Origin of the sequence: Flavobacterium sp., assembly GCF_046155325.1 — a bacterium.
In the GTDB taxonomy this organism is placed as follows: Bacteria; Bacteroidota; Bacteroidia; order Flavobacteriales; family Flavobacteriaceae; genus Flavobacterium.
Genome location: NZ_JBJXDQ010000067.1, coordinates 26,140 through 36,627, shown reverse-complemented (window position 1 = coordinate 36,627; position 10,488 = coordinate 26,140). Strand labels below are relative to the sequence as shown.

Below are 10,488 nucleotides of genomic sequence, written 5' to 3'. Positions count from 1 at the left end.
CATCATTTAACTAAGGATGAATTGGTTGAGAAGTTACTTGCTTACCAAATGATACAAAACAAAACAGATTTAACTTCAAATACTGATAAACCTAGTAAATCATAATTTAATTATAAATCAATTTCATTTTAATATATAACTAATACTATAAATGAACTATAATTTATATTATGTAAAATAGAATCTTTAAACTTATAAAGTTTAAAGACCTATTGTGTACAATTAAATAATTTAGATTCTTCCAGAAATATTGTAATTATTCATTTTTCGAACCTTGGATGAAGTTAAGTAACATTAAGTTAATTCTAAAACTTAATTATCTTAATTACCTTATTTCTCTTAATTGTATAAATCTTTGTGAATTTTGCTAAAAATGTTTTAATTCTCACACAAACCCCTAAAACCAATAATTAATAAAAATTACAGAACTTATAAAATACAATGCTTATATTCATTATTTTTACATTCGAAAATATTTAACTCTTTATGAATTCAATTGCTGAACACATTGCTGATTTTTTAAAACAATATCCACCATTTGATAATTTAACTTTTCAAGAATTATCAGATATTTCCTCCAGTATTCGTGTATTGAATCTAGAAAAACGCAAAACTTTATTTCAAATTAACGATGTTTTGCATGATAGTTTTTATGTTGTAGCTTCAGGACAAATTAATTTATCCGTTATTGCTGATGCAGAAGAAACCTTATTAAATAAATGTTCTGTAGGTGATGTTTTTGGTTTACGTCCATTCTTTGCTAAAAACAATTATATGATGACTGCCAAAGCTCGTGAAGAAAGTATAATTTATGCCATTCCAATTGCAACATTTCGCCCTTTCGTAGCTAATAACCCTAATGTTTTAGATTTTTTATTGCAAAGTTTTGCATCAAATACAGGCAATCCAAGTGATAAAGAAAATACAAGAGGAAAATTAATTTCCGACAATGTGTACTACTCTGAACAAGAATCTGGTATGCAATATATACAGTCTTTATCATATAACACCATACCTCTTAAAGCTTCTAAAACTAGTATTGTTCAAGAAATTGCTCAAGAAATGACTAACAATCTGAGCAATAATATTATAATTTGTGAAAACGAATATCCTATTGGAATTGTTACTCATTCAGATATGTGTACCAAAATTGCAACAGGTAGATTTCCTTTGAACAGTACTATTGATAAAATTATGGTTTATCCAGTTGTTACTGTAGTAGAAAATGTTTCTTTGGCTGAGGCACAACTGTTGATGTTAAAATATAATGTTACTCATTTGTGTGTAACCCAAGATGGTACTGATAAATCTTCTGTTAAAGGTGTTATATCACAACATGATTTAATTGCTGCTCAAGCTAGTAATCCTGGTGTATTAATAAAAGAAATTAAACGCTCACAATCATCAAAAGATTTAAAACTCATTCGAGATCGATTGACTGATATTATTCAGAAATCAATTCATAAAAATATACCAATTTCTTATATTAATAATATTGCAAGTGAAATAAACTTAGCTATAATTAAAAGAGCTGTTGAATTATCTATTTTAGATTTAGGCTCTCCTCCTGCTCGATTTGCTTGGTTAAGTATAGGAAGTCAAGGTAGAAAGGAACAATTATTATTAACAGATCAAGATAGTATATTAATTTTTGAAGATGTTACTGCAGATAAGTATCGAGACGTAAAAGACTATTTTCTTAAACTAGGCAGAAGAACTACATCCATATTAGAAAAAGTAGGATATCAACCTTGTCCAAATGGACAAATGGGAAGTAATATGTTATGGTGTAAATCATTGACAGATTGGACAAAACAGTATAATTTTTGGATAAATACTCCAGGTGAAAACAGCAATAATATTAGTAGTATATTTTTTGATTATGAAATTGCTTTTGGAGAACAAAAAATTGAAGAAGCCATAGAAAATGTAATTTTTAATAATATAAAAAACAATACTTTATTTTTTGATTTCCTAGGAAATGATGCTTTAAAAAATAATTCACCTTTAACCTTTTTTAAGAATTTTAATATTGAAGAACAAGGAATAAACAAAGATAAATTTGATATTAAAACTAAAGCTTTAATGCCATTGATTGACGGGGCTCGTCTTCTAATTTTGAGTCATAATATTAAAGGCATAAACAATACGTATTTAAGATTTAAACAATTAGCAATTACTGATTCTAAAAATTCTGAAATATATTTAAATTGTGCCGATGCCTTTTCAATACTATCAAAATTCAGAACACTTGAAGGATTGAAAAATGATAATTCAGGTCAATTTATTAATTTGAAGGAATTATCAAAAGTGGATAAAGAAAATTTAAAAAATGCCTTTACTCCAATGAGAGAATTAGAAGAACTTATCAAATCTAAATTTCAATTGACTCAATTTTCATAGATATGCTTGACTGGTTAAAAAACATTAATAAAGAGTATCCTGATTTTTGGAAAAATTATATGTCAAAATTTGAAAAAAAATCAAATCGCTTTGTAGTATTGTGTACTGAAACATCAGGCCTTAATCCAAATAAGGATGTTATTATTTCTATGGGAGCTTTCGGTATTATTGATAATACAATTCACATTGGCGATAATTTTGAGGTTATTTTGCTGCAGTATAAATACCTTCATAATAATGGACTTTCAAACGAGTTTATTATTGATAGTAAAATGAAAAAATTAAGCGAACCCGATGCAATAATAAAATTTATTGATTTTATTGGAAATTCCACTTTAGTTGGGCATCACATTGATTTTGATGTAGAAATGATAAATATTGCCCTTGAAAAAATGGATTGCGGTAGATTGAAAAACGAAGCTTTGGATGTCGATATTATGTATCGAAAATTACATGATATTACCAACAAACAATTCTCTTTAGATGAACTCTGCGATCAATATAAACTTCCAAAAAGTGATCGAAATTCTTCAACTGAAGACGCCTATAAAATAGCCTTGCTTTTCCTTAAATTAAAGTCTAGATTGGGTTTGAATTAAATTGAAATAATTTGTTCAAATTCTCCGTGATGACTTATTGATACTGGTCTTGAAGCTAAATTACATTTTCCGAAACAGTTTGGAATTCCATTAATTTTAATTATGCCCTCTCGATTATTCAATTGTTTAATTGCATTAAAATCATCTATTTTTTCTAGTGAAATTGTATTAACAAATTGTTTTGTAATTACCGTTTTTGTAAAATACACATTGTCTTTTATACTGACTTTTCCAAAAATTATTTGGTTCCTTATTTTTAAATCCGAGCATTCTAATTGCAACGGAAAATAACCTCTAATTCCCGTTTGACGATTGTATATCTTATAAGCTGCCTCTTTCCTACTCCATAAATTCCAAACCATAACTTCTGGATTTATAGAATTCAAAATCATTAACTGCTCATTTTTTGTAAAGATTTTATCTAAAAAGCCTTTACGTTGCCAATTACTTTCTTTTCGGGCTAATGCCAAATCGATAATGTCATTTCCTATCACTTTTCAGACAATTTAGTTTCAATAATTTCTAATGCCGATTTTACATCAAGCATTCTTTCCATAGATTCGTTGTCGATTACAATCTTGTATTTCTCTTCAATATCCAAAATAACATCGACTAAATTTGCGGAGTTTATTCGTAAATCATTAATAAAATCTGTGTTTTCGGTCAAAATATCAAATGCTTCTTGATTATGGATATATGGTTTTATGATTTCTTTTAACTGTTCTATTGTTTCTTGTTTGTTCATGTTTTTAGTTTTTAAATTTTTTAAAAATTACGCAACCATTCACATCGCCAAAACCAAAACTGGCTTTTGCTATGATATTAATTTCTTTTTTAATGAGTTGCTGCGGAATTCGAGATGCAGCAATGATTGAAGTGATTTCCGGATGCAAATCTTCACAATTTATATTCGGAAAAATAAATCCATAATGCAATTGCAAAACCGAAGCAACACTTTCGATACTTCCAGCACCAGATAAACAATGACCAACCATAGATTTTAATGAGTTAATATATGGAAAATCAAAACCCCTCCTATCTAATGCAACACTCCAATTTTGAAGTTCTAGACTATCTTTTGAAGTTGCTGTAAGATGACCATTGATGGCATCAATATCATTTGGATTTATTTTTGCATTTTTCAAAGCATCTTGAATACATTTTTGTACAGCAATAGGATTTGGAGCTGTCATCGTTCCTAAACCACGTTGCCCACCAGAATTGATATTTCCACCAAGTACTTCTGCATAAATCCTTGAGCCTCGAGACAAAGCTGTGTCTAAATCTTCCAATACCAAAGCTCCTGCCCCACTTCCTGGAACAAAACCAGAAGCACTAGCAGACATTGGCCTTGACCCTTGTTCTGGCGTTTCGTTATGCTTAAATGTACATACTTTCATTGCATCAAATCCACCCCAAATGTACGGACCGGAATCGCTCGTGCTTCCCGCCAAAATACGTTTTGCTTGTCCCGATTTTATTCGTTCAAAAGCCATCAAAATACTTTCGGTTCCTGTTGTACAAGCAGAGGAGTTCGTGCTAACCTGATTTCCCAATCCCAGTTTACCTCCTAAATAGGCACTTACACCACTATTCATAGTTTGTGCTACGGCCGTACTTCCTAATCTTCGGGTTTGAAAATCATCAATTTTATAAATACTTTCTCTGAATTTATCAATACCAGAAGTTCCAGTTCCAAAAATAGTTCCGTTATTCCAATCGGGTTCTTCGTTATTTACAATTGATAATCCAGCATCTTTCCATGCATCGATTCCAGCAATTACACCATATAAAATACCAGAAGAATTAAAATTCCGTAGTTCTAATTCCGTAAAATAACCCAAAGATAATTCGGTTGAAATTTCAGGCTTACCAGCAATTTGACAAGAAAATTGCAATCGCTCCAATTCGGCATCGTGTTTTATACCTGAAATCCCGTTTTTTATGGCATGGGTAAACGCATCAAGTCCCACCCCATTTGGAGCAACAACACCTAAACCAGTAATGACAACACGTTTATTCATGTAAAAAAATTAATTTCAATAGCAATATCAATGGCAATAGCAATATTAAAAAATCAAACTAAATTAGCACATCGTTATTTTAATCCTGTGTTAGCCCCCTCTCCTTCGGAGAGTCCCGATACTTTCGGAGGGGAGAGGATCATACCAGCAATTATTCCACTACAAACCGTTTCATCTTTTTCGTTTTTCATTATAACCTTGCATTTTAGTTTACCAAATCTAAAGTATATTTTTTCTGAAATTACTGTTACTTTTTCATTTGGATATACTGGCTTTAAAAATTCTATTTCTGTTGATGTTAAGGCAATTGAGGTGTTTTTAGTAAATGTACTATTTAGCAAATAGATTCCCAAACACACCACTCCTATTTGCGCCATCACTTCGATTAAAATTACTCCAGGCGTAATTGGATTGTCTTTGAAATGTCCTTTATAAAAATCCAATGTTGAATCAAAAGTGTAAGTACCTTCAACTCCATTTTCATCAATATCAAGCAATTCATCCACAAACTGAAAAGGTTTGGAATAGGGCAATTTTGATATGATTTCTTGTTTTTCCATACTCTTCTGAGCCACTGATTCACAGATTAAAAATGTACCTAATAAATTAAAAAAATCTGTGAATCTGTGGCTAATTATTTTAAAATTTTAATAAAACCTTTTGCGCAGAAAATCCTGGGCCAAAACTCAACATTAATCCTATCTCTCCTTTTTTTGGTTCATTATCCATGATTCTTTCCAATACATACAAAACAGTAGCACTAGACATATTACCATACAATCGCAATACTTCTTTTGTATCATCAATATTTTTTCCTAAATCTAAAAATAAACTTTCTACTGTTTGAACAATTTTTTTGCCACCTGGATGAAAAATTAAATGGTCTAAATCATAGGTACTTAAATTATTTTTCTTTAAAAAAGGGTTTATGATGTCGGGAAAATGAGATGCAATAGTTTCCGGTACTTCAATATCTAAAATCATTTGTAAACCTGAATTGGTCAGTTTGAATCCCATCATGTGTGCCGCATCATAAAAATGATACATTTCTTCATCTAAAATTTCTGGACCTTCATCAGCATCATGAGAAGAAAGCAACACACAAGCTGCACCATCACCAAAAATGGCAGCACTAACAATATTAGCCATCGAAAAATCATCCAATTGAAATGTGGCTGTTGGGCTTTCTACTGCAATAACAGCCGCTCGTTTTCCAGGATTAGCTTGCAAGAAATTCTTAGCATAAATAATTCCTGAAATGCCTGCAGCACAGCCCATTTCAGTTACGGGAAGCCGAACAATATCCTGACGTAATTTCAATTTATTAATCAAATAAGCATCAAGAGAAGGAATCATTATTCCGGTACAACTAACGGTAATAATAAAATCTAACTCTTCGGGTTTCCAACTCGCTTTAAGCAATGCTTTTTCTAAAACTTTCTCTCCTAAATCGATTACTTCCAGAGCATAAATATCGTTTCTCTCTTCAAATGAGGTTTTCGTAAAAACCTCTATTGGATCCATAATGGAATAGCGTTTATCAACTGCGGCACCTTCAAAAATTTTCTTCACTTTCCGAATAAAACGAGAATCTTGACCAATAAGCCAAGCATCGAGAAACGGAATTATTTCATCGGTAGTTCTAGAATATTTTGGCAATTGCTTAGAAACACATTTAATTTTCACACTCATATTTATAATCAATTTATTGATTTTTTAACCACATAGAATCATAGTTTTTAAAAATGAAAAAAGAAGTTTCACTTTTTTTTAGATTACAGAGCTAGTTGAACCCATAACCCGAGGCCGCCAAAGCGGACGAACAGGCGAAGCAAATGGGCTATCAAACTCTTTTTTCTATGAATCTATGTGGTTAAATTTTTAAATTCATTGCTTTATTTTAATTTTTATGAATTGCACCCAAAGGATTAATCAAACGATCATTCCAGAAATATTTTTATCAATTAGGGTGGTATTTTTCACACTCTCTTTTTCTTTCTTCGAACCTCTAACTTCCTACTTTCTCAATTATCCATTGGTATCGAAAAGCCCATTTCCATTTAATTTTATAATTAATTACCTTTATCTTTTCTGAAAAACGTACTAATTCTTCTTTTTTAAATCCTCTTAAAATAGAAACCAATCCATCTTCACGAGACATCGCATTTAATCGAAAAATAAAACACAAAACTTGAAATAATCTATAAGCAACGGCACTTCTGTGCAAATCATTTACTACAATTCCAATTCTAGAATTAGCATTAAAAACAGACATTAATTGGATGATTTCTGAATCTTTAAAATGATGTAATGTCAATGTACACAATACAACATCATATTTTAAGTTTTTGAAATCTTGACTGAAAACATCTTCACAGCGAAAACGTATATTAGGATAATCTACAGATAATTTAGTAGCATAATTAACCGTAAAGGCATTGGCATCAATACCAATTAATTGAAAATTAAAATTGTTTGTAATCCCAAAATTAGCGAGTGCTCGCAACATGTCTCCATTACCACATCCTACATCTACAATCGTGATTTGCTGTGACTTTGGAATAGAAATAATTAAATCCCGGAGACCAAGTAAAGATAATTTGTTTCCTCCTAAGAGCTGATTTATTTTGGCAATTTTATCTAAAGCATCCCGCAATATTTCACCTTCCAATGCAAAATCATCCATTATTTCTGGAGTGTTAGATCTATATTTTGTGTCAATATACATCTTAAGATTTTAAAGTTATAGGAGAACCATGGGTTTGCTTTATAATTTGGGGAACTATAAAAGTAAATCTAATCATTAATTTCATAATAAAAGTTGCAACCTTTTCATTTCGCAAAATTTTAGCTAATAATCGTCCTGTAGCAAGTCTGTATTTAAAATTGATATTCCACTCATGTGTGTATTTTTTTTCTAATTCTTTTCTAGAACTAATTCTATGATTTAAAAAATCCGAAACTAATTCGGATGCAATTTTAGCACTATGAATTGCCATCGCCATTCCGTTGCCACACAGAGGATGAATTAATCCTGCCGTGTCTCCAATCATCAAAATATGGTTTTCTACAGCGGCTTTCTTCTCGAAAGAAATTTGACTAATTGTTAATGGCTTATCAAAAAGTAAAATGCTGTTTTCAAAAACATGCTTCAAATGAGGGTTTTTACAAATAATTTTAGATTGAAATTCCTCGATATTCTTATGATTTTTAAAAGTTTCATAATCTACTAAATAGCATATGTTTATTTTGTTATTTTCGATTTTCGAAACGCCACAATATCCCCCTTTAAAATTATGGAGTCCTACCAAATCATTAGGGAAATCTCCAGAATAATGTGCTTTTACAGCCAACCATGGCGATTTTTTAAAAATAAAATTCCGATTTAATTTCTGATCAATAGTAGAGCGCTTTCCGAAAGCTCCTATAACGACTTTTGATTTTAATTTTAAGTTATTTAGTGTAGTAATATAAAATTCATTTTCAATAAATTGAATATCTGTTACAGTGTCCTGAATGATTTGGCAACCGTTTTGAATTGCTTTTTGGGATAAATAATAATCTAATTCATAACGGCTGATACCAAATCCGCCTAAAGGTAAATCACTAGAAATTGCTTTTCCTGACGAAGTTGAAAACTCCATTTTAGTAATTTTTGAAGGTTTCAAATCCCTAATTTCAATACCTAACCAATTGAAATAAGGCAATACTTCATTCGAGATGTATTCGCCACAAACCTTGTGTTTTGGAAAATCATTTTTTTCAAGGATACCAACCTTTATTCCCAATTTAGATAAATGTATACCACTTGTGAGTCCTGCCAAACCTCCGCCAATAATTACAACATCCATAGCTATTTTTATACTCACGCTAATTTAGTACTATTTATTCTCTTATATTTATATAATTAGGTTAAAATTTTACATAAAAAAAAGCGAGATAGAATTTCTATCTCACTTTTTTTATTAGATGAACTATTTTGAATTTATTTAGCCTATCTTTTTCATTGCCGTCATCGACTCTCTCAACCAAGCTCCAATGTCTTCGATTGGGTGTTGACGAATTTCGTTGTTTACCGCGATAAGAAGCGCATTATCAACACCGTTTGAAGTAGAAAAAGCTTTGCCAATAATTTTGGTTTCTACCGTTTTCATAAATTCTGTCAATAACGGTTTACAAGCGTGATCAAACAAATAACAACCGTATTCAGCAGTATCAGAAATGATTCTGTTCATTTCGTACAGTTTTTTTCTAGCTACAGTGTTTGCAATCAACGGCAATTCGTGTAATGATTCATAGTAAGCTGATTCTTCAATAATTCCGGATTGTGTCATTGTTTCGAAAGCTAATTCCACACCTGCTTTTACCATGGCGATCATCAAAACTCCATTGTCAAAATATTCTTGTTCCGAGATATGAGCCGCTGTTGGAGCTGTTTTTTCGAAATTAGTTTCTGCTGTTGCAGCTCTCCAAGTCAATAAATTGATATCATCATTTGCCCAGTCAATCATCATGTTTCTTGAAAATTCACCAGAGATGATATCATCCATGTGTTTTTGAAACAACGGACGCATAATGTCTTTTAATTCTTCTGCTATTTCGAATGCTTCAATTTTTGAAGGATTATTCAAACGATCCATCATATTGGTGATTCCACCATGTTTCAAAGCTTCTGTAATAGTTTCCCAGCCGTATTGAATTAATTTTGAAGCATAAGCTGGTTCGATTCCTTTTTCGACCATTTTATCAAAACACAAAATAGAACCAGTTTGTAACATTCCACAAAGAATAGTTTGTTCTCCCATTAAATCTGATTTTACTTCGGCAACAAAAGAAGAGTTCAAAACTCCCGCTTTATGACCACCAGTGGCAACTGCATAGGCTTTTGCTTGAGCAAAACCTTCGCCGTTTGGATCGTTTTCTGGGTGAACAGCTATTAATGTTGGTACACCAAAACCTCTTTTGTATTCTTCCCGAACTTCAGATCCCGGGCATTTTGGAGCACACATAATTACCGTAATATCTTTACGAACTTGCATTCCTTCTTCAACAATATTAAACCCGTGAGAATAAGCCAGCGTAGAACCGTTTTTCATCAGGGGCATAATTGCTGTAACTACAGCAGTATGTTGTTTGTCTGGAGTAAGATTACAAACTAAATCAGCAGTTGGAATTAATTCTTCATAAGTTCCTACTTTAAATCCATTATCTGAAGCATTCAAAAAAGAAGCTCTTTTTTGTGAAATCGCATCAGCACGCAAAGCATAAGAAATATCTAAACCAGAATCTCTCATGTTTAAACCTTGGTTAAGTCCCTGAGCTCCACAACCCACGATAACTACTTTTTTTCCTTTAAGTGCTTCAATTCCATTTGAAAATTCAGATTGATCCATGAATTCGCATACGCCTAATTGTTCTAATTGTAATCTAAGTGGTAATGTGTTGAAATAATTTGCCATTTT

10 protein-coding genes are annotated in these 10,488 nt (G+C 31.4%); 2 read left to right on the top strand and 8 right to left on the bottom strand.

Annotated elements, in window-relative coordinates:
* The first annotated feature begins 486 nt into the window (after positions 1-486).
* Complete coding sequence (locus ACKVOD_RS04615; RefSeq protein ID WP_409208304.1) at positions 487-2,403, top strand: DUF294 nucleotidyltransferase-like domain-containing protein; 1,917 nt, start codon at positions 487-489, stop codon at positions 2,401-2,403.
* 2 nt (positions 2,404-2,405) lie between these two features.
* Positions 2,406-3,002, top strand: a complete 597-nt coding sequence (locus ACKVOD_RS04610; protein ID WP_409208303.1) for a PolC-type DNA polymerase III — start codon at positions 2,406-2,408, stop codon at positions 3,000-3,002.
* Here the strand turns inward: ACKVOD_RS04610 and ACKVOD_RS04605 are convergent.
* The 8 genes from ACKVOD_RS04605 to ilvC all read right to left on the bottom strand — a co-directional run bounded on the left by ACKVOD_RS04605 (position 2,999) and on the right by ilvC (position 10,485).
* Positions 2,999-3,496 carry a 4'-phosphopantetheinyl transferase superfamily protein gene (locus ACKVOD_RS04605; RefSeq protein WP_409208302.1) on the bottom strand — a complete coding sequence of 166 codons (498 nt, stop codon included), beginning with the start codon at positions 3,494-3,496 and terminating at the stop codon, positions 2,999-3,001. The two genes, ACKVOD_RS04610 and ACKVOD_RS04605, sit on opposite strands and share 4 nt — an antisense overlap.
* Complete coding sequence (locus ACKVOD_RS04600) at positions 3,493-3,747, bottom strand: acyl carrier protein (protein WP_409208301.1); 255 nt, start codon at positions 3,745-3,747, stop codon at positions 3,493-3,495. Before ACKVOD_RS04600 ends, ACKVOD_RS04605 begins: the two co-directional genes overlap by 4 nt.
* A 4-nt stretch (positions 3,748-3,751) precedes the next feature.
* Positions 3,752-5,026, bottom strand: coding sequence for a beta-ketoacyl-[acyl-carrier-protein] synthase family protein (locus ACKVOD_RS04595; RefSeq protein WP_409208300.1), 1,275 nt, complete (start codon positions 5,024-5,026; stop codon positions 3,752-3,754).
* Positions 5,027-5,100: 74 nt separating this feature from the next.
* The gene (locus ACKVOD_RS04590; protein WP_409208299.1) at positions 5,101-5,586 is read right to left on the bottom strand and encodes a 3-hydroxyacyl-ACP dehydratase FabZ family protein; all 486 of its coding nucleotides are present in this window, start codon (positions 5,584-5,586) and stop codon (positions 5,101-5,103) included.
* A 79-nt stretch (positions 5,587-5,665) separates the two neighbouring features.
* Positions 5,666-6,718 carry a type III polyketide synthase gene (locus tag ACKVOD_RS04585; protein WP_409208298.1) on the bottom strand — a complete coding sequence of 351 codons (1,053 nt, stop codon included), beginning with the start codon at positions 6,716-6,718 and terminating at the stop codon, positions 5,666-5,668.
* 316 nt (positions 6,719-7,034) lie between these two features.
* The gene (locus tag ACKVOD_RS04580; RefSeq protein WP_409208297.1) at positions 7,035-7,754 is read right to left on the bottom strand and encodes a methyltransferase domain-containing protein; all 720 of its coding nucleotides are present in this window, start codon (positions 7,752-7,754) and stop codon (positions 7,035-7,037) included.
* Position 7,755: 1 nt separating this feature from the next.
* A complete protein-coding gene (locus ACKVOD_RS04575) occupies positions 7,756-8,889 on the bottom strand; it encodes an NAD(P)/FAD-dependent oxidoreductase (RefSeq protein ID WP_409208305.1) in 1,134 nt (377 codons plus the stop codon).
* Positions 8,890-9,015: 126 nt separating this feature from the next.
* A complete protein-coding gene (gene ilvC, locus ACKVOD_RS04570; RefSeq protein ID WP_409208296.1) occupies positions 9,016-10,485 on the bottom strand; it encodes a ketol-acid reductoisomerase in 1,470 nt (489 codons plus the stop codon).
* Between the last annotated feature and the right edge of the window lie 3 nt (positions 10,486-10,488).